At 35.8% G+C, this 23,555-nt stretch carries 27 protein-coding genes; 4 read left to right on the top strand and 23 right to left on the bottom strand.

Annotation, left to right across the window (positions count from 1 at the left end; translation table 11 throughout):
• Nucleotides 1-78 precede the first annotated feature (78 nt).
• The 18 genes from spoIVA to VBD025_RS11340 form a co-directional block, all read right to left on the bottom strand.
• Complete coding sequence (spoIVA, locus tag VBD025_RS11425; RefSeq protein WP_430785540.1) at nucleotides 79-1,557, bottom strand: stage IV sporulation protein A; 1,479 nt, start codon at nucleotides 1,555-1,557, stop codon at nucleotides 79-81.
• 208 nt (nucleotides 1,558-1,765) lie between these two features.
• Nucleotides 1,766-2,494, bottom strand: a complete 729-nt coding sequence (locus tag VBD025_RS11420) for a hypothetical protein (protein WP_430785538.1) — start codon at nucleotides 2,492-2,494, stop codon at nucleotides 1,766-1,768.
• A 17-nt stretch (nucleotides 2,495-2,511) separates the two neighbouring features.
• The gene (locus VBD025_RS11415; RefSeq protein ID WP_430785536.1) at nucleotides 2,512-2,709 is read right to left on the bottom strand and encodes a DUF2768 domain-containing protein; all 198 of its coding nucleotides are present in this window, start codon (nucleotides 2,707-2,709) and stop codon (nucleotides 2,512-2,514) included.
• 334 nt (nucleotides 2,710-3,043) lie between these two features.
• Entirely contained in the window at nucleotides 3,044-3,304 is a 261-nt protein-coding gene (locus tag VBD025_RS11410) for a stage VI sporulation protein F (RefSeq protein ID WP_430785534.1), read from the bottom strand.
• 64 nt (nucleotides 3,305-3,368) lie between these two features.
• Nucleotides 3,369-4,403 carry an NAD(P)H-dependent glycerol-3-phosphate dehydrogenase gene (locus tag VBD025_RS11405; RefSeq protein WP_430785532.1) on the bottom strand — a complete coding sequence of 345 codons (1,035 nt, stop codon included), beginning with the start codon at nucleotides 4,401-4,403 and terminating at the stop codon, nucleotides 3,369-3,371.
• Nucleotides 4,404-4,417: 14 nt separating this feature from the next.
• Complete coding sequence (gene der, locus VBD025_RS11400; protein WP_430785530.1) at nucleotides 4,418-5,728, bottom strand: ribosome biogenesis GTPase Der; 1,311 nt, start codon at nucleotides 5,726-5,728, stop codon at nucleotides 4,418-4,420.
• A gap of 130 nt (nucleotides 5,729-5,858) precedes the next feature.
• Nucleotides 5,859-6,470 carry a YphA family membrane protein gene (locus VBD025_RS11395; protein WP_430785528.1) on the bottom strand — a complete coding sequence of 204 codons (612 nt, stop codon included), beginning with the start codon at nucleotides 6,468-6,470 and terminating at the stop codon, nucleotides 5,859-5,861.
• Nucleotides 6,471-6,598: 128 nt separating this feature from the next.
• Nucleotides 6,599-7,723 carry a 30S ribosomal protein S1 gene (gene rpsA / locus VBD025_RS11390; RefSeq protein WP_430785526.1) on the bottom strand — a complete coding sequence of 375 codons (1,125 nt, stop codon included), beginning with the start codon at nucleotides 7,721-7,723 and terminating at the stop codon, nucleotides 6,599-6,601.
• A 140-nt stretch (nucleotides 7,724-7,863) separates the two neighbouring features.
• Nucleotides 7,864-8,544 carry a (d)CMP kinase gene (cmk, locus tag VBD025_RS11385; protein ID WP_430785524.1) on the bottom strand — a complete coding sequence of 227 codons (681 nt, stop codon included), beginning with the start codon at nucleotides 8,542-8,544 and terminating at the stop codon, nucleotides 7,864-7,866.
• A 148-nt stretch (nucleotides 8,545-8,692) separates the two neighbouring features.
• On the bottom strand, nucleotides 8,693-9,352 hold the full coding sequence (locus VBD025_RS11380) for a flagellar brake protein (protein WP_430785522.1): 660 nt from the start codon (nucleotides 9,350-9,352) through the stop codon (nucleotides 8,693-8,695).
• A gap of 89 nt (nucleotides 9,353-9,441) precedes the next feature.
• Complete coding sequence (gene ypeB, locus VBD025_RS11375) at nucleotides 9,442-10,779, bottom strand: germination protein YpeB (RefSeq protein WP_430785520.1); 1,338 nt, start codon at nucleotides 10,777-10,779, stop codon at nucleotides 9,442-9,444.
• Between the two features lie 15 nt (nucleotides 10,780-10,794).
• Nucleotides 10,795-11,526: a spore cortex-lytic enzyme gene (gene sleB, locus VBD025_RS11370; RefSeq protein ID WP_430791374.1), complete on the bottom strand. Its 732-nt coding sequence runs from the start codon at nucleotides 11,524-11,526 to the stop codon at nucleotides 10,795-10,797.
• Nucleotides 11,527-12,243: 717 nt separating this feature from the next.
• Nucleotides 12,244-12,918 (bottom strand): glutamic-type intramembrane protease PrsW, encoded by a 675-nt coding sequence (prsW, locus tag VBD025_RS11365; protein WP_430785518.1) that lies wholly within the window; start codon nucleotides 12,916-12,918, stop codon nucleotides 12,244-12,246.
• A gap of 100 nt (nucleotides 12,919-13,018) precedes the next feature.
• Nucleotides 13,019-14,002, bottom strand: a complete 984-nt coding sequence (locus VBD025_RS11360) for an asparaginase (RefSeq protein ID WP_430785516.1) — start codon at nucleotides 14,000-14,002, stop codon at nucleotides 13,019-13,021.
• A 24-nt stretch (nucleotides 14,003-14,026) separates the two neighbouring features.
• A complete protein-coding gene (locus VBD025_RS11355) occupies nucleotides 14,027-15,001 on the bottom strand; it encodes a YpdA family putative bacillithiol disulfide reductase (protein WP_430785514.1) in 975 nt (324 codons plus the stop codon).
• Nucleotides 15,002-15,151: 150 nt separating this feature from the next.
• Nucleotides 15,152-16,432, bottom strand: coding sequence for a Glu/Leu/Phe/Val family dehydrogenase (locus tag VBD025_RS11350; RefSeq protein WP_430785512.1), 1,281 nt, complete (start codon nucleotides 16,430-16,432; stop codon nucleotides 15,152-15,154).
• 162 nt (nucleotides 16,433-16,594) lie between these two features.
• On the bottom strand, nucleotides 16,595-17,173 hold the full coding sequence (locus tag VBD025_RS11345) for a genetic competence negative regulator (RefSeq protein ID WP_430785510.1): 579 nt from the start codon (nucleotides 17,171-17,173) through the stop codon (nucleotides 16,595-16,597).
• Between the two features lie 100 nt (nucleotides 17,174-17,273).
• On the bottom strand, nucleotides 17,274-18,053 hold the full coding sequence (locus VBD025_RS11340) for a metallophosphoesterase (protein WP_430785508.1): 780 nt from the start codon (nucleotides 18,051-18,053) through the stop codon (nucleotides 17,274-17,276).
• A gap of 111 nt (nucleotides 18,054-18,164) precedes the next feature.
• Here VBD025_RS11340 and VBD025_RS11335 point away from each other — a divergent pair, with 111 nt between their 5' ends.
• From VBD025_RS11335 to VBD025_RS11325, 3 genes are read left to right on the top strand one after another with little or no spacing between them, the layout of a single operon-like run.
• A complete protein-coding gene (locus tag VBD025_RS11335) occupies nucleotides 18,165-18,395 on the top strand; it encodes a spore coat associated protein CotJA (RefSeq protein WP_430785506.1) in 231 nt (76 codons plus the stop codon).
• The gene (locus VBD025_RS11330) at nucleotides 18,388-18,651 is read left to right on the top strand and encodes a spore coat protein CotJB (protein ID WP_430785504.1); all 264 of its coding nucleotides are present in this window, start codon (nucleotides 18,388-18,390) and stop codon (nucleotides 18,649-18,651) included. Before VBD025_RS11335 ends, VBD025_RS11330 begins: the two co-directional genes overlap by 8 nt.
• A 42-nt stretch (nucleotides 18,652-18,693) precedes the next feature.
• On the top strand, nucleotides 18,694-19,263 hold the full coding sequence (locus VBD025_RS11325) for a manganese catalase family protein (RefSeq protein ID WP_430785502.1): 570 nt from the start codon (nucleotides 18,694-18,696) through the stop codon (nucleotides 19,261-19,263).
• A 39-nt stretch (nucleotides 19,264-19,302) separates the two neighbouring features.
• Here VBD025_RS11325 and VBD025_RS11320 read toward each other — a convergent pair whose 3' ends face one another.
• The 4 genes from VBD025_RS11320 to VBD025_RS11305 are packed head-to-tail and all read right to left on the bottom strand — an operon-like array spanning nucleotide 19,303 to nucleotide 22,825.
• Nucleotides 19,303-19,644 carry a hypothetical protein gene (locus tag VBD025_RS11320; RefSeq protein WP_430785500.1) on the bottom strand — a complete coding sequence of 114 codons (342 nt, stop codon included), beginning with the start codon at nucleotides 19,642-19,644 and terminating at the stop codon, nucleotides 19,303-19,305.
• A complete protein-coding gene (locus tag VBD025_RS11315; protein WP_430785498.1) occupies nucleotides 19,641-20,225 on the bottom strand; it encodes a lysostaphin resistance A-like protein in 585 nt (194 codons plus the stop codon). The genes VBD025_RS11320 and VBD025_RS11315 overlap by 4 nt, the downstream gene beginning before the upstream one ends.
• Nucleotides 20,218-21,771 carry a RecQ family ATP-dependent DNA helicase gene (locus tag VBD025_RS11310; protein ID WP_430785496.1) on the bottom strand — a complete coding sequence of 518 codons (1,554 nt, stop codon included), beginning with the start codon at nucleotides 21,769-21,771 and terminating at the stop codon, nucleotides 20,218-20,220. The genes VBD025_RS11315 and VBD025_RS11310 overlap by 8 nt, the downstream gene beginning before the upstream one ends.
• Entirely contained in the window at nucleotides 21,761-22,825 is a 1,065-nt protein-coding gene (locus VBD025_RS11305; RefSeq protein ID WP_430785494.1) for a helix-turn-helix domain-containing protein, read from the bottom strand. Before VBD025_RS11305 ends, VBD025_RS11310 begins: the two co-directional genes overlap by 11 nt.
• A 107-nt stretch (nucleotides 22,826-22,932) precedes the next feature.
• Between VBD025_RS11305 and VBD025_RS11300 the strand changes: the two genes are divergently transcribed.
• Complete coding sequence (locus tag VBD025_RS11300; RefSeq protein WP_430785492.1) at nucleotides 22,933-23,187, top strand: ferredoxin; 255 nt, start codon at nucleotides 22,933-22,935, stop codon at nucleotides 23,185-23,187.
• A gap of 39 nt (nucleotides 23,188-23,226) precedes the next feature.
• Here VBD025_RS11300 and VBD025_RS11295 read toward each other — a convergent pair whose 3' ends face one another.
• Entirely contained in the window at nucleotides 23,227-23,481 is a 255-nt protein-coding gene (locus VBD025_RS11295) for a helix-turn-helix transcriptional regulator (protein ID WP_430785490.1), read from the bottom strand.
• Nucleotides 23,482-23,555: the final 74 nt, after the last annotated feature.

The raw sequence follows: 23,555 nt of genomic DNA, 5'->3' as shown, positions 1-23,555 counted from the left end.
CTTAGATATAACGGGGTTTTACACTAAATCAGCGAAAAAATTAGTTAATACAAAAAAAATAGCAGCCATATTTAGCTGCTATAAAATAATTGCGATTAGTCCGCCAGAACCCTCGTTTATTATCCGTTCTAACGTATCTTTTAATTTATATCTTGCATTTTCTGGCATCAGAGCTATCTTTGCTTGGATTCCTTCTCTTACAATAGAGCTAAGCGACCTTCCAAATATATCGGATTCCCAAATGGAGAGTGGATCTTCCTCAAAGTCCTGCATTAAATATCTTACTAATTCTTCACTTTGTTTTTCCGTACCTATTATTGGAGCAAACTCAGATTCGACTTCTACTTTAATCATGTGGATCGAAGGTGCAACTGCTCGAAGTCTGACCCCAAATCTGGATCCTTGCCTAATAATTTCCGGTTCGTCCAGTTCCATATCCTCGAGAGAGGGAGCTGCAATGCCATAACCAGTTTGTTTTACCATCTTTAACGCGCCAGATACTTGATCGTATTCACGTTTTGCAAAAGCAAAGTCCTGCATTAATTCTAAAAGATGATCTTTCCCCCTAATTTCTTCCCCAACAATTTCTTTTAATATTTGATCGTATAAATATTCTGGAGCATGCAAATCAATTTCAGCAACACCGTCACCAAGTTCCATTCCTGCAAGATTTGCTTTTTCAATATATTCATATTCGTCAAAATTACCGACTATATGATCCACATCGCGTAGACGTTTAATACTTTTCACAGTTTCCTGTATCGCTTCCTGGTAATTCTTTCGAAGCCAATGGTCCTCATTTAATACCATTACCCAGCTAGGCAGGTTCACATTTACTTCAAGTACAGGAAATTCGTATAACGCTTCACGTAATACATTGTTCACATCGTGCTCTGTCATCGTTTCAATGTTCATTGCTAAAACTGGAATATCATGTGTGTCAATTAATTCCTGCCGTAGTAGTTCAGTTTCTTGACTAGTCGGTCTAATAGAATTTACTACCATTATAAAAGGTTTACCTACTTCTTTTAACTCTTCGACAACTCTTGATTCTGCATCAACAAAATCATTTCTAGGTATCTCGCCGAATGTCCCATCTGTTGTTACTACCACTCCTATAGTAGAGTGTTCCTGGATTACCTTTCTTGTTCCGATCTCTGCGGCATCATGAAATGGTATCGGATCTTCATACCATGGAGTGTGGATCATTCTAGGGCCATCTTCATCTTCGTAGCCTTTAGCACTTTTAACAGCATATCCCACACAATCTACAAGTCTTACGTTTACATCCAGCCCCTCACCCACTTCAATGCTTACTGCTTGATTTGGAATGAACTTAGGCTCAGTTGTCATTATTGTCTTTCCTGCAGCACTCTGAGGCATTTCATCCTGTGCTCTAGAACGATCACTGTCTTCGTGGATGTTTGGTAATACTACTAACTCCATAAATTTCTTTATGAATGTAGATTTACCGGTTCGAACTGCTCCAACAACGCCTAGATAAATATCTCCGTTTGTTCGTTTTGAAATATCTTTAAAAATATCAATCTTTTCCAAACGATCCCCTCCCAGTTTCCTAAACCAATTAATCATGAACAACATACGTATAATTGACATTACAATTCTATGATGTTGTCCTATCCTTTTATGACTTAAATCATAAAAAAATTATTATGTATGTTGAAATGAATGTGAGACTAGTTTTCATGAAACAAAAAATAACCCCTTGTAACATTCTATGCTACAAAGGGTTATCTAGAACTTATTATTCCTGCAAATTCATATATACAGGTTCTCCGCCCTTGACAGTAGTTGGGTAGGAATATACCGGTAAAAATGGTGTGTTTTCTGCTAAGATCAAGCGAATATCATCACCAGCTTTATATGTATGATCATATTCCTTCAGCGCTTCAAACAAGTCTGGACGATAATCGACATACAACTTGCCATCTGTATCCATAATAATTGGTAGATTTTCATGTGAGTAAGGACTCACCACATATGGCGCTTGTGCGAGCCCAAGCTTTTCATAATCTATTGTGTACAAATTATTCGTAATAGGTTCGCCAAATGGCGGATAAAGATTTTCATTTCGATATATTTGCAATTTGGTACTCACTTCGCGAAGCCTATCTGAAATTCTTAAATCAATTAGTTTAACGCGTGGTTTTTTTTCAGGGGTAAGTAATGCATATTGAAAGATTCCACCACTTTCATAAGCAGTTCCAGGAATTTCGGAAAGCATCCCCCTTTCCAGTAACGCACCAAAATCAATCAGATATTTTCGAAATATAGGAGTGTCGTTTTCAGTTGTTTTAATTGGGACTAAGCCCTGTTTTTCTTCACGATAGTTATCTACCGCTTCCTGAACTGTTTTTAATTGTATTTCATTCGGCACTTGATTTTTTGACAATTCACTTTCCGGATAAAGACATCCGCTAAGTAAAAAAATCAATAGTACAGCACCAATTGCACGTATATATGTATGATTCATATTTATCCTCCTACCCTTTACCCGGTTGGTCCACTTAAAACAATATAAATAATGATAAGGCTACCCACAAGTAAACAAAGGTATGCTATTGTTGCGATAATTCCAGCAACCCATCCTGATAATTTATATCTGCTAAGCAGGATTAAACCAATTGCTATGATTAGCAGCCCCATACCAACAAAAGACACATACATTTTAAGCATGGAAGTCGACATAACTTTCCTCCTACAACATCTCTTAGTAATTTCCAATCGTATTATAACATAGGATATATGTGATAAATAGTAAACAGAACTAGTATTTTATGACGGAAATATAACTTCGGCATTCGCATTATCTCAGCGAATGCCGAAGTTATAATTAAGAATAGTTGATTTTTTTAATTAACTATTTTATTAGTATTATAAATGAAATAACTGAGATGAAGAGGGCTAGGCTCCGTCTCAGTCAGACTAAATAATATCCGCAGCAACTTTATCCATGAATGCTTGTGCGATTCATTTTATGCGAGCACACGATTTTTTGTATCATCACTTTGCCCATGAAAGTTTACTTTTTAAAAATTTTATTCAACGATTGCATATCCATCGGCATGTTGTTCTTTGTTATAGATTGTACAATTTTATCTTCTTTTTCCTTTGATAAAGGCTTGTTAGCCATTCTGGCAAGTTGTCTAACTAAATTCCTGACTGTCTTTTCATCAGAAAAATTAGCATTCTTTACAGAATCAGCAACTTTATAGATTTCATCTTGTTTAATATTAGATTTCTTTTCTATATTTTTAAAAAGATTATCTTTAAAATCACTCACACGGTTTCCTCCTTGCAATGTTTAGTCAACATATTGTATGCAAAGGACAAAACCCGTGTGCTTCTTAAGAGTACTTCTTACTTAGCAGGGAAGCTAAATCATCCATTTCTTCACGTTTACTGCGATTCATTAATTCATCTACAACTGTTTTAGGTTTCTCATCTTCAAAAAGAATTCGGTAAATTCCATTCGTAATAGGCATTTCAATTTTTTGTTTTTCAGCAAATTGGTAAGCAGCCTTAGTTGTTCTAACTCCTTCAACTACCATGCCCATTTGCCCCAATACTTCTTCTAGATCTCGGCCTTTTCCTAACAAGTTTCCTGCACGCCAGTTTCTGCTATGCACACTTGTACAGGTAACAATTAAGTCACCAACGCCTGGCAATCCTAAAAATGTAAGCGGATTGGCTCCGAGGGAAGTTCCTAATCTCGCAATTTCAGCTAGTCCACGGGTGATTAAAGCAGCTTTTGCATTATCCCCATAACCAAGTCCATCAGAAATACCTGCTCCGAGTGCAATAATATTTTTTAGTGCTCCGCCAAGTTCTACACCAAGAAGGTCTGTACTTGTATACACCCGAAACGATTCGTTAATAAATAAATCCTGTATAGTTTCAGCATTTTTTTCATTTAAAGAAGAAACAGTTACTGTCGTCGGCTGTCGCTTACCTACTTCTTCAGCGTGACTCGGTCCCGATAAAACAGAAATATCGTCGTATGCATAATTCGACATTTCTTCTGCCATCATTTCAGAAATGCGCTTTAAAGACTCTGGTTCAATGCCTTTTGATGCATGAACAATTGTCATATCTGGTGTAATATAATTATTAAGCTTTGCGCAAACCTCGCGAATAGCTTGAGATGGAACAACTACTACTATTGCAGAAACTCCTTCAACAGCTTTAGCTAAATCATCGTAGGCTTTTATATGTTTCGGTATCATTATTTCTAGATATTTTTCGTTTTTATGCGTGGAATTGATGATTTCCGCCTGTTCCGTGCGGTGAGTCCACAGACGTACATCATGACCATTATCAGCTAGAACAATACTTAATGCTGTTCCCCAGCTTCCGGCTCCTAATACCGCTACTTTACTCATATTCTAACTCCCCCTTATTGTCTTCTTCTTGCAAAGATTTTAATAGGTGTGCCAACGAAGCCAAAAGCTTCCCTGATTTTGTTTTCAAGAAAACGTTGATACGAAAAATGCATTAACTCTGGGTCGTTCACAAAAACAACAAAGCTAGGTGGCTTTACAGCTACCTGGGTAGCATACAATACCTTTAAACGTTTTCCTTTATAGCTTGAAGTTGGATTCATTGCGATCGCATCCATCACTACATCGTTCAACACGTTTGTTGCGACTCGTTTTGAATGGTTTTCGCTAGCTATTTTAATTGCCGGTATCAATGTATGCAGCCTTTTTTTGGTTTTTGCTGACAAAAAGACGATTGGAGCATAATCGAGGAATAGGAAATGAGCTCTTATTTTCTCTTCAAAGTCCTGAATTGCTTTCTGATCAGAGTCTATGGTATCCCATTTATTCACTACAATTATAATGGACCTACCTGCATCATGGGCATAACCAGCAATCTTCTTATCCTGTTCCCTAATGCCTGACTCAGCATCAATTAATACTAAAACTACATCAGAACGTTCGATAGCTTTTAACGCACGTAATACACTGTATTTCTCAGTCGATTCATAAACTTTTCCTCGTTTTCTCATACCTGCTGTATCAATTATTACAAAGTCCTGGTCATCTTTATGTAAGTGTGTATCGACAGCATCACGGGTGGTTCCCTCTATCTCACTTACGATCACGCGATCCTCATTTAATAGTGCATTAACCAAAGATGATTTACCCACATTAGGTCGACCAATCAGACTGAAATAAACTGTTTCTTCATCAACTGGTTCGATGTCACGTTCGGGAAAATTGTTTACAACTTCGTCCAATAAATCTCCTAAACCAAGACCATGGGAACCGGATATAGGGTGCGGCTCTCCAAATCCAAGCGAATAAAATTCATAAACTTGCTCTCGCATTTCCGGATTGTCTATTTTATTAACACCGAGGACAATCGGTTTATTTGATTTATACAATAACTTTGCCACTTCTTCATCGGCAGCAGTTATTCCCTCTCTGCCGTTAACCAGAAAAATAATAACATCTGCTTCATCTATCGCCACTTCAGCCTGATGGCGCATTTGAACTAATAATGGCTCATCACCAACTTCAATCCCGCCTGTATCGATAACATTGAAATTAGAAGTTAACCATTCTCCCTCAGCATATATTCGATCTCTAGTGACTCCAGGAATATCTTCTACAATTGATATACGTTCTCCAACTAATCTATTAAAAATCGTTGATTTACCAACATTCGGCCGTCCAACGATTGCTACTACAGATTTCCTCATGAAAGGAACATCCTTTCTCTTCTAACAATATTTTATTTGTTGTAATGGTTGTTACAGCTTTTTTAATTCTAGCAAAAGAACTGGATATTAACAATTATTTTCACGAAGTATGATAAAATCATCCTCCCGCTTATTGGACCTTTGATAAAATTTTAAAAGATTTTTTATAGATAACCCCTAATGTACGCAATTTTAGGAATAGAACCTTAGCTGTCTCTATGCCTGAAAATAAAAACACAATAATCATTACAGTATCAAGAAAAGCGTAACCTCCGAATGTATCAGGAATAGAGTAACTAGCCAATATAAAACTATGCACTAATTCGCCAATGCACACACCTGCTAACATGATGGAAATTCGATCAGAAAAACCTTTCGATATAAATAGAACGGTTATTGCAATCATAAAAGGCATAACAAACATTTTAGAGTGTATCATCCACAATGGGAAATAATTTTCCCATAGCATAATCGACAAATATAAAATCATTATTGTAATGGAACTGAATAAATTAAAAATTAGATATTTTTGTTTTGCCAGCATTACCATTGCTCCACATATTACTAATAATAGTGACAGAGCTAAATTGTAACCATTTACAGATATTGTAATGGTTGAAAAACATATAATAAGCAACAGCCAAAATACCAGGAATGTACGCCACTTACCAATGTTCATTATAAATGCAGCATATATCCATATTAACCAGCCAAACCAGTAAAACACCAACCCGCTTGTCATAAGCATCACCTAACAATAAGTATGACACTTTAAGCGTAAATTAAACTTCGAAATATAAGTCCGCGCGAAAAAAACGTAACCCTTCTCAACTAAAGGATTACGTTATACGTCCATTTATTATAAAAATATTATTTCTTGAATTTGTCCAGTTTATTTCCTATCATATCTCCTAATTGAAAACTTGACTGTTCATCATCTTTTTCATATTTTTTGTATTCAGCAGCAGCCTGTTCCTGCTCTATTTCTTTAATGCTTAACGACATTCTTTGATCCTTTTCATTAATATCCAGCACTTTGACATCAACTTTTTGGCCAACTTCCAGTACCTCTTGTGGAGTACCGATATGACGATTAGCAATTTGTGATATGTGTACTAATCCTTCTATTCCTGGTAGCACTTCGATAAAAGCACCAAAATTCACAAGGCGTTTTACTGTTCCCTCCAAAATGTCTCCACGTGAAACTTTTTCTTCAACGTTAGTCCAAGGACCAGCTAAAGTCTTTTTATGGGATAATGAAATTCGTTCGTTGTCCCGATCTACCGAAAGAACTTCCACTTTAATTTCCTGACCTTCTGTTACAACGTCAGACGCTTTTTCGACATGAGAGTGAGACAGCTGAGATATATGAACTAATCCATCAATTCCACCAATATCAACAAAAGCCCCGAAGTTCGTTAATCGTTGCACGGTACCATCCAATACTTGGCCTTCTTTTAATGATTGCAGAATATCCTGTTTGTTTGCAGCAGACTCTTCTTCGGTCACTGCTCTATGTGATAGAATCACACGATTCTGTTCCCGGTCAAAATCTACAATTTTCACAAGTAACGTCTTATTTTTGTATTCTGAAAAGTCTTCAACGTAAAACGTTTCGACAAGTGATGCCGGTATAAAACCACGCAGTCCTACATCAACAACCAATCCGCCTTTAACTACCTCTTTAATTTCTGTTTCAAAAATTTCACCATTTTTATATTTTTCTTCAAGCTCAACCCATGCTTTGTCAGCATCTACAGCTTTTTTGGAAAGGATAACTTCATCATCCTCTACTTTTTTAACCATAAGGGTAAGTTCGTCGCCTTCATTTACTATATCACCAGATACTTCAATATGAAGATTTGATAGCTCTCCGATCGGAACAATTCCTTCCGTTTTATAACCAATATCGACAAGGACCTGTTTATCCTCTACTTTTACTACGGTTCCTGTTACGGTATCTCCTACATTAATTTCCATCATTTCATCACTCATCCTAAAAGCCTCCTTAAAATACATAAAACCATTCAATTAAATAACATTCTTTTTATAACTTCTAATATTTACAAATATTTGTCAAGTAAAGCACGTTGAATTATGCGTATCTTAATTCTTTTTAATTTGGAATTGTGTATTTATTTCTTAAAAAAGTTATATGCTTCACTTAATATTTTTTGTGCAACCTGGTCAATCGAAAGGGAAGTTGTATCAATTTCGATTGCATCTTCAGCTTTGATTAATGGAGAAGATTCACGTTCTGTGTCTATTAAGTCACGTTGTTCAATTTCTCTTTTTAATTCCTCTATATCTGAATTAAATCCCTTTGAAATATTTTCCGCGTGACGTCGTTTTGCACGCTCTTCAACTGTTGCGTGGAGAAATATTTTCACTTCAGCATCTGGAATTACATGAGTGCCTATATCTCGTCCATCCATAACCACCCCGCGTTTTTCAGTTAGAGCTTGCTGACGCATGACCATTTCCTTCCGTACCCTCGAATGCTTTGCCACATGAGAAACATTATTTGTAACCTTAAGCGTTCGAATTTCTACCGAAACATCGTTTTTATCTAACAAGACTTGTTGACCGATGTCAGATTGTTTCAATTCAATGCTTGTAGTTTCAAGCAAGTCTGCGAGCTCCGCTTCCTCCTCCAATGAAACTTGTTTTTCTAGCGCTTTTAAAGTAAGTGCACGGTACATGGCTCCGGTATCGACGTATATATAAGAAAGTTCCTTTGCAACAATTTTTGCCACAGTGCTTTTTCCCGCTGCTGCTGGTCCATCAATTGCTATTGCTATTTTTCTTTCATTCATTAATTCCGCTCATTCCTCTCAGTTATCACAAGTGAAAATAGTAGTATATAATTTATTTTACTAAAAAAACTTGGCAAATGCCAAGTCTGAAAAAGTAAATTCTTATATTAAATATAACATAAACACGAATTTTATGATCACCAATTGTTTATTTTCTTTCTTTTGTTCGAAGTTCTCTTTGTTTTTCAAAGCAATAGCGAATGACTAATTGCTGATCCTGTTTGGAGATAGACTCAAACTTTAATGAAGCTGTATGTATATTTTGTTTATCTGTAATAACCCGCACTGCTTTAGCGCGCGAATAGATATAATTGTATTCGCCATTATGCATATTTAATACGATCCACAAATCTAAATCATCATTTTCTGAAACTTCTTCACTTCGCGGAATAACAATGGACATGCCTCCACCACTAATGTCCGAAGTTACCGTAGCAAAAGATTTTAATTCCTCACCAGGATGATGGACAGATACATCCACAGCAGTTTCGATCCGTACAAATGCACGACGTTGTATCCGTTTAATATCTGATTCCTGCGGGATACTTATTGCTAATGCAGGAATGGTTACATTAACTTTCGCAATAACCTGTGTGTTGAACAAATAAACAGATTGATCATTCCCTACATAAGACACTTTAATAAAAGCACCTTTCGGCAAAGCAGCAGTTCGTTTTGTTTCCATATTGATAGGATAGTCAATAAATAGATAAGTATCATTTTCTTCAATAATTTTACTTCGGTATTTTGTAACCACATTCGTTTCTGCATCTGTTACAGTAATTGTAATCATTGTTCCTATTTCCATGAAGATTCCCACCATCCACTTTAAGTTATTACTTTATACCTATTATTACAGAAAAATCAAAAAAGGGAAAGGAGAATTCTCTCCCTTCCCTAAAGAACTAAATCATAATTAACTTCTGTTCCATTTAGTTTTTCAACTTTTTCTTCGGTTCCGTCCATTGCATTAATGAAAATTCTAAATGTCTCATTGTTTAATACACCCAAAAACTCATAAACCAATACTTCTTCCCCTATCGTATTATCGATAACGGCTAAGTGTTGTTCTTGTATTTTAACACTTGGATTAATCTGTTTCTTTGCTTCATTCTCCGTAATAGCTGGTTTTGGAATATCTCGTTCTTTATGATTCATGAAATAGTCTCTTGTCGTCAAACCTACAATATCACCGTTATCAAGCGCTACTTTAATTTCTACTTCATCTGAATATACCCTTACCCCATTCTGATCATACAAGAATGAAAATACACCTGTATTCCTATACTCATCACTTTGAAAGCTAACCATATTTTCAAATCCATGGTTACTTAAATAGTTAGCAGCATTCTCAAGCCCTTGATTTAGACTGATTTTATTCTGCTTTATTGGTCTATTAACCAAGAGGGTAATTGGATGTCCGCCTTGCTGCGACATATCCATATATGCATTTTTGCCCTTTCCTCTGTATGAAATGCTGTACATTGGAAAATCTGCACCTTTACCAGTTTCTGTTATTTTTAAAGATGCATCCTTTTTCAAATTAAACAATGTTCTTGCCTTTTTTAATGCCTCTTCTTGAGATGTTTCAGATCCTGTTAAAAATTCGTATTTGTGTTCCTCGGATGAATTACCTGTTAGCTCAACATTACTTTCCGAATATCCATCTACTTTTTTCTCTACCGTTTTAAATCCATCAATAATTGTATTATCTGATTGCTGGTCCTTTGACGCGAGTGCAAGTTGTACATCCATCCACCTTAGATTATTTTTTAAAACAAGATGCTGTACTTTGCGTAACTCGTTTTTCACATCCCCTGATTGCTCATACAAGTCATTTAATCTCTTAGTTTCCTCATCTGAAAGTGGTTCAGTCGTCAAATCTCTAACCGCCGTTTTGTAAGTGAAATCACCTATATTTGCTAAGAATTCTTCCGTTTTGTTAAATGGGATTAATGCTAAAGGAAGTTGACCAACATCAGACAGCGCTTGAGAAGTTATCCTCCAAATTTCAATTAGCTGTGGTGATAAACTAGTAGGTGAATTCATCGCTAAAGACGTTCCAATTTTGGAATGAAGTAAATCGACATGATAGGTTAATTCATGAAATGCACGCTGGTAGTCATTTTCAGCCTGTATTAAAATAGCATTTTTTTCTTGATGTTCTTGAAACCCCCACGTTCCAACTCCTATTACACCTAACGCTAGGACTGTTATCAATATCCATCGAACCAATTTGATCACACCTTTCTATTTACAGAAAATATGTTTTCCGATTTGTTTAATTTGGGGTCTTGACCAAATCCAGTCAGAAGTAGCAGTATTTGGATTAAAGTAATAGATAGCATTTGCCGATGGATCCCAGCCATTTATAGCATCAATTACTGCTTCTTTTGCTGATTCATCGGGGGTTAACCAGATTTGTCCGTCAGCTACTGCAGTAAATGCTCTCGGTTCAAATATTACACCCGACACTGTATTAGGAAACGTAAGACTTTCCACTCGGTTTAAAATAACGGATGCAACTGCTACCTTACCTACATATGGTTCACCGCGTGCTTCTCCATGTACAGCATTTGCCATTAGTTGAATATCATTTTGTGAATAGCCTTCAGGTACATTTATTGCTGTCGGTGTAGAAGCCGCATTTTTTTGTGCATTACCAGTATTTGTTTTGTTATTTGTTGGTTGGGTGTAATTATACTCAGTTACTTCGACTAACTTTTGTCTAGTGGTTAAACCCGCAATTCCATCAATTTTTAATCCGAACTCATACTGAAAATTACGTAATGCCCAGTATGTTCCCCAACCGAATACGCCATCTATTTTCCCATTATAAAATCCGATGTATTCCAATCTGGACTGCAGCTCAATTACATTATCGCCTACTGCTCCGTGCTGAATCACCTGGTCTGTAAACGCGGACACATGTTGCTCTGGACCAGCTGTCTGTATCATAAAGAACATACAACATATACTCATTATTAATCCGATTTTTCGCAGCATTCCATTTCCTCCTGACAGGTTCTTAACTTCATAACTCTATTTTTCGATTAAGTAGTCTTTTTATGCATCTATAATTGAAAAACTACCTTTTTTAGGTTTATACTCACTCTTCTCTTACTGAAATAATTAGATGCTCCCTGAAAATAGTTGAATAACGTCGCGATCCATTGTTTAAGTTGACACAATATCTCTATACTGCTAATTAACAATTGGCACAATGAATCAGCTACGAGATTTCCGCGCTGATGACTTCCATCGTCACAGATTTATTAAATGCACTTTTGATATCTATGTCTATTTCAACATGCATTAGCTTAACCAGTCCTAGTGAGTGGAGGGCGGTGACTCCTGTGGGAACAGCACGAGTCTGAAGGCCCCGCAGAAGAGCATTTTTAAGGGGCCAACTAAAACCGTCCTTTGCGGACAACGTTGGCATACCCCTTGTCGGGGCAAGGAGACTGAAGCCGTGCCCTAAGGTGCGCATCCGCCCGCAACGATCCTGGACGGCAGCTGTGGAAGCAAACTAAAAACTAAGTCGCAGTTTCCATCAACTACGACAAAGTAATTAGCACGTTTTAAGAATAAACATATTGTATTTCGTTTAAAGTGCAGTATTATAAGTTCAACAACTTAGCAATCTTAGCAATTTATTTTTCCACTCAAAAAACCCTTTGTTTTGTTAAACAAAGGGTTTTAGTTAACATGTTTAGTTGGTAAAGGTGGGTAAATTTTTATATCATTGGCTAGTTTCACTCTTCTTAATGCTATTATCCATAAAAATATCATAAATGGAATTAAAAGAAACAACCAATCACTTGATACTTTAACTAAGATGTAATTATATACACCATGTAATAAAAACGGAATAGTTAGCGCAAATCCAATATTCCATTTTTTGTTGGTAGTTTTTGTTTTCGCTTTACCAAAATAATACCCCATTATTACACCGAACAATGCATGTGAAGAAACCGGAAACAATGCCCGCCAAAAAGCATATTCAATTCCATTTGATAATAAATAAAGTAAATTTTCAACTGTTGCAAATCCCAGACTAATCGCTACTGCATAGACTATACCATCATAATGGGCATCAAATTCAGTATGATGATATACTGTATACATAAAGATAAACCATTTAAAAAACTCTTCCATAAATGCGATAATTAAAAAAGACTGGACAAAATCACTGTTTCCAATCCCTTCTGCCTGCAACGCGTACTGCATGAACATGATTGGAAATACTAATATTGCACCATATATTAAGTTCCGAATAATCAGGTGAATTGGTTCAGTAACCTGATCTTTTAAATAAAAAAAAGACATAAGTGCGAATGCAGGTGCAACACCGGCTGATAATATGGCAAGCATATTCCTACCTCATTCCAAATAGGTTAGTTCCATAATAACATTTTACGAATTTGAATAAAATAAAATTAAATCAAACACTTTTAGTTTGGAAAAGACCCAATCAATAAAAAGATGGGTCATAAATTCTGTCTATATTAGGATATTCGCTGGCTAGCCCTACCATGAGTTTAATCCTGGCTTTTTTACTATCGTAATCTCGCCCCAGAATAACGCCATTTTTATATAGATCATAGGCGCTTCCTAAATAATCATAAGTCGTATATACTTCTCCCTCTTCGGCAGAGGTTGTTATAACCACTTTAATTCCATTTTCAACACATCTTTTTATTTCTTGAACCATATTTGGAGAAACCTGACCTCGTCCAACACCTTCCAGAATTAAACCTTTAATGTTGGATTCACTAGCAGTACGAATATATTTATCATCAGCATCCATATAACATTTTATTATATCAACTTCAGGTAATTCTTTTTTTATGTGAAAATATTCATTCGTAATAGGTTTCTGGTGAACATGTACATAATCATTGTCAATAATACCCAAATATCCGAACCCAAAGGAATTAAAGCCTTGAATATTAGAAGCATGTTCTTTTTTCACATATTTAGAATGGAAAATTCTTTCGTTAAAAACAACAACTACCCCTACATTAAGTAAATCCTTACTGCAGGCAGTTAATATAGAATGTTTTAGGTTAACAAACGAATCAGTTCCAATTTCATCCGGTGCTCGCTGAGAACCGGTTACTACTATCGGTTTAGTATGATTTGTAACTAGATTGAGAAAATAGGAGGATTCTTCTAATGTATCCGTACCATGTGTAATAACTACACCATCTACTTCAGGGTTAGATAAATGAAAATCTATTCGCTGCTTAATTTGCAGTAAATCGTTAAAGGTAATATGCATACTGGCTTTCTGCAGCGCTGACTCTACTACTATATCTATGTCAATGTCACGAGGTATATCACATAGTTCTAATAGCTCGTCCCCATTAATAACTCCGGATTCAAGTAATCCGGAATCTATATTTTTCTTGCTTGCAATCGTACCACCGGTTGTTAACACTACTACTTTTTTCAAATAACCCCTCCTCTATATAGAATTCTAATTATTCTTTACTATTGCTTCTGCAATTAATTTACCGTGATGCCGACCATTTTCAATAAAAATCTCGTTATTATTATATCCTGCTGCAATTACACCTGCGATATACACACCTGGAACATTCGTTTCAAGGGTTTTATCATTAAATTTCGGTCGGCCGTCTTGTTCATTTATTTCGATCCCGGAACCTTGAAGGAAATCCTGATCAGGTTTGTACCCGGTCATTGCAAATACAAAGTCATTGGAAATGGATTTCAATTCATTATTCACTTTATAAAATACTTTCTCTTTTGTTATTTCTGAAACCTCTGCATTGAATTCCATCTGCACTTTTTCCTTACGTACTAACGCGTCAAATTCAGGTAATATCCAGGGTTTTACACTTTTGGAATAAGTATTTCCACGATATAACACAGTGATATTTGCTCCTGCTTTATAAAGTTCTAATGTAGCGTCAACTGCAGAATTTTTCCCGCCAATTACAACGACATTTTTATTAAAATATGGATGGGCTTCTTTAAAATAATGCATGACTTTATCTAATTTTTCTCCTGGAATGTTCATATAATTCGGCTGATCGTAATAACCTGTCGCAATGATTACATTTTTTGCTTCATATTCAGTAACTTGATCAGAAGTGCTGGTTGTAACAATAAAGTTAGCGTTCTTTTTCTCTATTTTTAACACTTTTTCGTATGGATTCACCCGTAATTTCGCACGTTCAGCAACCGATCTATAATAAGCTAAAGCTTGATTACGCACCGGCTTTTGGTTTTCCGTAATAAATGCAACATTTCCAATTTCAAGCTTCTCACTAGAACTGAAGAATGTTTGATGTGTAGGGAAGTTATAAATCGTATTTACGATATTTTCCTTTTCAATAATTAAGGGTTTTATATTATGATTTTGTAACTCAATAGCACATGACATGCCGCATGGACCTCCACCGACGATAATGGTATGTTCTTTTTGCAACCTAAAACACTTCCTTTACTAAATGCTTACACAAGAAAAAACTCCTATCTAACTATACATGATAAGAGTTTTTTCGTCATTTATTTCGGATTGTTTCGTCTGAATCGGCGAAACAATTTTTTCAGTTAATCGAGCATCGTGCTCCGATTATTAAACCCAACCGCGGAATCTGGAAGCTTCAGCCATTTTCCTTACACCAATCATATATGCAGCTAACCGCATATCAACACGTCTAGTTTCGGCAGTGTTATAGATAGAGTTAAAAGCTTTCACCATGATTTTATTGAGTTTTTCTTCAATTTCTTCTTCTTCCCAGTAGTATCCCTGGTTGTTTTGTACCCATTCGAAATAAGATACAGTTACACCACCAGCAGATGCAAGAACATCTGGTACAAGCAGAATGCCTCGATCAGACAGAATTTTTGTAGCTTCTAATGTAGTTGGTCCATTGGCGGCCTCAACTACTATAGTTGCTTTAATGTCATGAGCGTTATCCACTGTAATTTGATTCTCTACCGCAGCTGGAACTAAGATGTCACAATCCAACTCAAGCAGTTCATTGTTGGTAATAGTATTATCAAATAATTTCGTGACCGTTCCAAAGCTGTCGCGTCTGTCTAATAAATAATCAATGTCCAGGCCTTCTGGATCATGCAGTCCTCCATAAGCATCTGAAATACCAACTACTTTTGCTCCAGCGTCATGGAGAAACTTAGAAAGGAAACTTCCTGCATTTCCGAATCCCTGAACAACTACTCTAGCGCCTTTTACATCAATACCCTTTTTCTTAGCAGCTTCGTTGATACAAATGGTTACACCTTTTGCGGTGGCTGATTCTCTACCATGAGATCCACCTAACACAATTGGCTTTCCTGTAATAAACCCAGGACTGTTAAATTCATCAATCCGGCTATATTCATCCATCATCCATGCCATGATTTGTGAATTGGTAAATACATCTGGTGCTGGAATATCTTTGTTTGGACCAACTATCTGACTGATTGCTCGTACATACCCACGACTAATTCCTTCTAACTCACGAAATGACATCTCTCGAGGATCGCACACAATTCCGCCTTTACCTCCACCGTATGGCAAATCAACAATTCCTGCTTTTAAACTCATCCAAATGGATAATGCTTTTACTTCAGTTTCTGTAACATCCGGATGAAATCTGATGCCACCTTTTGTTGGACCAACAGCATCATTGTGCTGGGCGCGATAGCCTGTGAAAATTTTCATTGACCCATCATCCATTCTGACGGGTATTCTAACTGTCATCATTCGAATAGGTTCTTTTAATAATTCAAATACTTCATCAGGATAACCTAACTTTTCTAAAGCGGTTTTTACAACAGTCCTTGTTGAAGTTAATACGTTATTTTTACTGCTTTTATCATTAGTAGAATCTGCTGCTTTATCGGCTACCATGAATTTACCTCCTAGAAAATCTACTCATTATAATAAATATTGCTGTACTCAGTGATTAGTATACACTTTCATCACAAATATGCAATAAAAGTAAGCTATTTTCTGCAATTAATTTCTAAAAATGAAACCGATATCATGTAATCTTCGAAATTTCATTTCTGCTTAGTGGAAATGGTCAATTATTCGATCAATTGCATTATTTTCCATAATTATTTTTCCGTACTCATTCAGTCTAGCAGACGTCACGATACTCGGTGAAGAAAACTCAGACAATATTGCGATCACATTTTCTTTATGTGTCATATTCAACTCTGCGTCCTGTAGCAGAATATAATAACGATCATTCATAAAATAAACTTTTCCACCTGAAATTGAAACATTAGCTAAATAAGTGGCAACCTGTATCAAATCATCAAATTCCTGAAAAGAAAATATCAATTCGTTGCTTTCATCTAATGTAACTTTCATCTCGATAAAATCCTCATCCCAATCAGTGTGTTCTATTTTCTGTGTAACATAAACATGCATCCCTTGAGCCTGCATTAAATGCACGTGTACCAAAAGCATACCTTCTAGCTCAATTCCAAGTTCACTACTTGCCTCATACATCATATCACTGAATAAATTTCCCGCATTTTTAACATCACTCCACAGTTCCTGGGTAGTAAAGCCACGTTCAATTAGGTCATCAAAGGTTAAAAATATCGTGAATTGATCGTTTGATATGCGCTCTATTCGCATTTACAGAACCCCCTTAGCACACTAGTATGTGGTGCATTTATAACCATGTTTAGTTTCTTGTATTACTATATGCAACTAAAGTGTTTATTGCACATACTCTTTACGTTTTTTGCTTAAATGTTACTACATGACATTCAGATTTAGTTCCTAAACGAAACGGTAGTCTAGTGTATCCATAACCTTCACTAACTAATACAGATGTTTTTCCTATCTTTTTAAATCCTCCACTTTCATACATGCCAAACCCGAATATTCTTATCTGACCGCCATGTGTATGTCCTGCCAATACTAATTGTGCATCGTTTTTATCTTTTTCTGACAACTCATAAAACGAACTCGGAGCATGTGTGACTAAAATTGTATAACCATCATATATTTCGTTTAACGCTAAGTCGAACCTAGCTTCTTTATATTTACAGCAGTCAAGTCCAACAAGATTAAGAGTGGTTTTATTATTTCCTGATTGCAAAGACACAGCTTCATTCGCCAATAGAATGACATTTTTATCTTTAAGTAACCAGTATAATGCTTCAGGGTCTTCTTCATAATCATTGTTTCCCCAGACAAAATAAATTGGTTTGTTCCATTTATTCAACAGATCCAAATTATTTGCAACTCTTTCTAGAGGAACACCCTTTTCCTTCAAGTCTCCGCCAATTATTATGATGTCGATTTCTTCATCGATTTTATTTAAAGTCGATTCCTTTATTTTTCTTCGATGTATATCTGAAATAAAAAATAGTTTAAATAACTCAAATTCATCGGGAATTCTATCGTCCAAAACATTACGATGATCTATTGTATCATGATGTGCTAAATAAACCATATAAAAAACTATTAATAACCCTGTAATTCCAACTATGCCAAAAAACATGCTCATAACAGACCTCTCTTCATTAAATATTAAATATTTATAAGCGAACTGAATAGGACAAATCCAATCTTTCATACATATAAGTTGATATGATTTAAACCGCGAAAGGAGAATCGTATGTTTACTCAATTTAAGTACTGGGAGCCATACATTAGTCCATATGATCCATGCCCGCCAATCAGAGTAAAAAGCTACTCTACACCTCCACAATTATACATTACCTTCCAACCTCCTGGATTAGCACAGTTTGAACCGGAGGCAGCATTATTTCATGGAACGTTGTGGCCAGATCTTTACAGTCCATATCCGAATCCACATAAAGGAAAAAGAGGTGATTCAGATGAATAAAACAATGCCTCCAGAGTATTACCAATTACTGGAGGAAATACAGAAAGTCGATTTTGTACTGGTGGAACTAAATCTTTATCTTGATACTCATAACGATGATTTTGATGCAATCGAACAGTACAACATGAATGTAAAGAAAAGCAAGGAACTCAAAAATGTATTCGAAAAGAAATTCGGTCCACTGATGAACTTTGGAAAAAGTTATTCCAATTATCCCTGGGACTGGGATGATCCTCCATGGCCATGGCAGGTTTAATAAATTTCTATTTACTAGCGACTGAATAGGAGGGAAGTATTCGTGTGGTATTATGAAAAAAAATTACAGTACCCTGTTAAAGTTAGTGAATGTAATCCTCGCCTTGCGAAGTATCTAATCGAACAGTATGGAGGTGCTGACGGAGAGTTATCAGCTGCTTTACGCTATCTAAATCAGCGATATACGATACCTGATAAAGTAGTTGGTCTATTGAATGATATTGGTACAGAAGAGTTTGCACACCTTGAAATGATTGCTACAATGATCTACAAGTTAATGAAAGATGCAACACCTGAACAAATTAAGGAAGCAGGACTTGAAGCTCATTACGTCAACCATGATAAAGCATTATTTTACCACAATGCTGCTGGCGCGCCATGGACGGCAACGTATATTCAGGCAAAGGGCGACCCAATTGCTGATTTGTATGAAGATATTGCTGCTGAAGAAAAAGCTCGTGCTACTTACCAATGGATTATTAATATGAGCGACGATCCGGACCTTAATGACAGTCTGAGTTTTTTAAGAGAACGCGAAATAATTCACTCGATGCGTTTTAGGGAGGCAGTAGAAATATTGAAGGACGAACGAGACCGTAAAAAAATATTTTAAGGCAAAGAGTGTCACGCTATAATGTGACACTCTTTACTCTTAGAGATTTAGTGGGAGCTGTAAAAGTTCATCTCCCCATACATAAAACACTGCAAATATAACTAGAATTAAGATTAAAATAAATGCACTGAATCGCAAAAGTGGTTTGCTCATCTTTAATCTTGTCCGTTTTTTTCTTTGGCTGTGCACTTCTTTTCTTGGCGGAAGGTCTAACGTATCAATTTTTCGAGCAGTCTCAAATGTTTCGTTTAATTCATTTTCCGTTTCAGCTTCCTGTTTTTCCTCATCCTCTAAATCATTCATTGAATTTCCCTGTACTTCATTGAACAATTTACGAAGCTCAGCAGCCTGATCATCTTGTTTCGTATGCTTATCGCTCATATAATCCACCTCTTTTTTGAAAAACGAATGACTAATCCCAGAATAAAATCGACAATGAAATGGGCTATTATAGTTACCAACAGGTTTTCTGTTAGTACAAACAGATATCCAATATAGAAACTGATAAACAGAATCGAAAGAAGCAACACTGGTTTTTTTAAATATCGAAAATGAATAAGCGCAAATAGCGTACTTGCAATTATATATCCGAAAGTTGTTTGTATTACTCCCCTAAATAATAATTCTTCCGCTACAGCTACCAGAAACGCTATTAAAAATATCTCGCTAACGGACCGATTTTCAAAGATTCGTTGATTTATTCCTCCGTCATCATAAAACTTCTTTGGAAATACACGAATACAAATTAAATCTATTAAGACAATAATTAACCCAGGGATGACGCCAAAATAAAATATTTCAGAGTAAGAAAATATAAAGTAGTCTGTCCATTGTAAAAATGATTCGAATAAAAAATAACTCATTATGATACTAGTTATGATTAAAATTAATTGAGAAATTACCAGCTGTACCTTCAGTTCATAGTCAGTTAATTCATTAATAATCTTGCTCTGATTACGCATTATTATCCCCAGTATTAAATAACGCCTGCAACTTTGTTTCCCAAGTTGCCGGGCTGTTTGGTATAGTATTGGGTTGCAGCTCCCAATTTTCTATAGTGAATCCACAATTGCTGCAGCAATCGTGAACTGGAACTGTATAGTTTGCCTGAAAGCCTTGGTACAACTTTTCCCTCAAACAGTTTTCTGTAGCAATCCAACTAATCATCTCACCTAGCTTTTTTTCTTTAGTAAGGAGTCTATCTTCAATAAAACGTTTGATATCAGTCAAACTATTTCTCCAACCATCTTCTTGAAAGATAATTTGATTTCCTTTTATAATACCATGATTTTCAAATTGGTAGTGCAAAAATTTCCACTGAATTTCAGTTAAATTAAAAATCCTTTCACGCTCTGCTTGATCATAAGGTAATTTTTTATTCTGCTTGTACAGAATATAAAGTTGGTTAAATGCATAAATGAGCTCCTGCTCCTTAGGAAGCTCATTTTTCATGAGTTTCGCTGGCAGCAAATGATCATAATCTGTATAGAGCAGCAGGCTGACACTTTTCTTTCCATCCCTGCCGGCTCTTCCTACTTCTTGAATAAATGATTCTAATTGTAAAGGAAAGTGATAATGTATGATTAATCTGATATCTTTTTTGTTTATACCCATACCAAAAGCACTTGTGCAGCATATTACATCTAGCTGGTTATTCATAAACTGCTGTTGAACCTGGATACGGTCAATGGTATCCATTCCGCCATGATAAAAGGCAACACGTAACATAGGATGCTTACGTAATAAAAAACTTGTCAATTGTTCAGTTGCCATCCTACTGGAAAAATAAATTATCGTAGGAATACGAATTCGATTAAAAAGTTGATTTATCATTTCATTTTTATCCTGTTCATTCTCAACTTTTTTCACCGAAAAGATAATATTCTCTCTGTCCATTGGAAATATATGGTTAATCATGTTTGGACGATGTAACACTTTTTTTATATCCTGTTGAACCTCGAAGGGAGCAGTAGCACTTAATGCGAGTAATGGCGGATTGTTGAATTCTACAAGCTTGTCACTTAGCCTTAAATAATCAGGTCGAAAATCGTGACCCCACTGGGATATGCAATGTGCTTCGTCCACAACGAATAAGCTTATCTGTATCTGTTTTAAATAATCGAGTAATTCGTCATGCTGCAAAAGTTCAGGAGATACATAAATTAATTTATAGCTCTGTAATCGCTGGTATACTTTCTTTCTTTCAATAGGATCCATAAAGCTATTCAACGCGACAACCTCTTTAAAATTGGACGCTTTAAGTTGTTTTACTTGATCGATCATAAGCGAAATTAAGGGTGAAACAACAATTGTAGTACCGGGTAACAGCTTGGCAGGCAATTGATAGCATAATGATTTACCCATACCAGTTGGAAGAATTCCCAGGACGTCTCTTCCAGCTAATACATCTCTTATTATTTCCTTTTGACCAGACTTAAACTCAGTAAAACCGAAATAATGGTTTAAAGATTCTTCCAGAGAAAGGTCAGTATTTATTCTACTGTTCATTTTTTTCACCTACATTTTGAATGGTTGCCAGCATTAATCGTATTTGAAAATAGCTGATATTAGGCTCAACGTTTTCTTTTATCGTTTTCAATTTATATGTTTTATCCAATTTTACTGCTTCCAAAATCTGTTCCTGATGAGCTTCCGAAACATATTTCGATACAGGGAAGTCATGAGTGAAAAGCGCTACTTCCACAACATGGTCATAAACGGTATTTTTCTTTAATCGTCTCTTTTCTCCAATTTCACTCAGTGAATAATTTTCCATTAATAATTGATACGTTTGCCTAGCAGAGTTCGTTATAAATTGTTTGTTTGTCAGATCGATTAAAATTAATTTAATAGCTGGATACTGTTTTGGGTTTTGATGAATTATATGTAAGATCGTGTGGTTGATTCGCTCTAGCAAAATGGAAATATCCAATTTTTCTTTCTGATAGAAATGTGCTAATTGATCCTTGCTCATCCCGTATTGATTATATCCTGTAAGTCGGTCGACATAAATAGATGCTTCTTCATCGGTTAGGTTAACTAGCAAGTTTTGAAGATCTTCATACAATTTACTGAAATAATTCTCTCTTTTCATGCCTAGTCTTGAATAAACAGCCCTGACCCAATTAGAAATAGTCGGATTATCAATAATTGGAATAAACGAGTAATGTTTATTACAACTGTTGGACAATGTTTGAACTAGTAAAAGCAGCCGATCATAGAAGACTTGAGAAGAAGCATGATAAAATATTCCATTAAAATAATTAAGTTTGAGCTTTTCGTAATGGTTATTTAACCAATTTATTCCACTTGGTGTTACGATAATGCTCTTATCTTCTGCGATTATCAATAATCCCGCAGCATGTAACTTATTTAAAGCCTTGTCAAAATCCTTCATGTACAACGATCTGTAGATTCCATAAAATTTCTTTAATTGATAGATATGTGCATCCTGAACAGTTTGTATAGATTTTTTTCCAGTTAGTAGATGATAAATTGCTGAACTAGTCCGATTTTGATTAAATTGCAGACTGCTTTTTAATATTACTCCTTCAAGTAGCATTTAGTAGCACCTCTTCAGAAAAATTTATATGGTTATTGTCAATAGTTGAATTGTGCTAGCTTCCGTTTTACAATGAATGAGAGTGTTTTGTAACTGGAGGAATAAAAATGCCTAAATATACAATTGTTGACATAGAAACGTGCATTGCCTGTGGCGCATGCGGTGCCGCCGCCCCTGATATTTATGATTATGATGACGAAGGCATTGCTTTTGTGGCGGTAGATGATAATACGGGGACGCTGGACATACCAGAAGTGCTTGAAGAAGATATGCTAGATGCATGTGAGGCGTGTCCAACTGATTCCATCAAAGTATCCGATAAAAAATTTGATGGTGACCCATTAAAGTTTGAAGATAACTAACAAACCTGGTTCTGTTTTCAGTTCCAGGTTTGTTTTAGGTTAGTGAGCCAGTGTTTCAATACACTCCATCACATTTTCTCCTACAACGCTTTGAATGGTATCACTCTCTCGAAATAAAGCACAAAGAGCAACTATTGTGGTCCAGCTAGCTTTTATTCGTTTTTTCTCTATTTGAACAAGCGTTTTCTTAGAGATTCCAAGCACAGTAGCCATTTGGTCCTGTGTGTAATTGTACTCCACACGCACTAACTTTATTTTACTTGAAAGTATTTGAATTACATTTTTCTGATCCATCTCTGCATCAATCCTATTGAATATACATTTTTAATTATCTTAATAGTAGTTTGGGTGTTTAGGAAAGTCAACCC

This window comes from Virgibacillus flavescens, assembly GCF_050574275.1.
Lineage (GTDB): Bacteria > Bacillota > Bacilli > Bacillales > Amphibacillaceae > Virgibacillus_F > Virgibacillus_F flavescens.
This window is presented reverse-complemented; position numbering and strand designations above follow the sequence as displayed.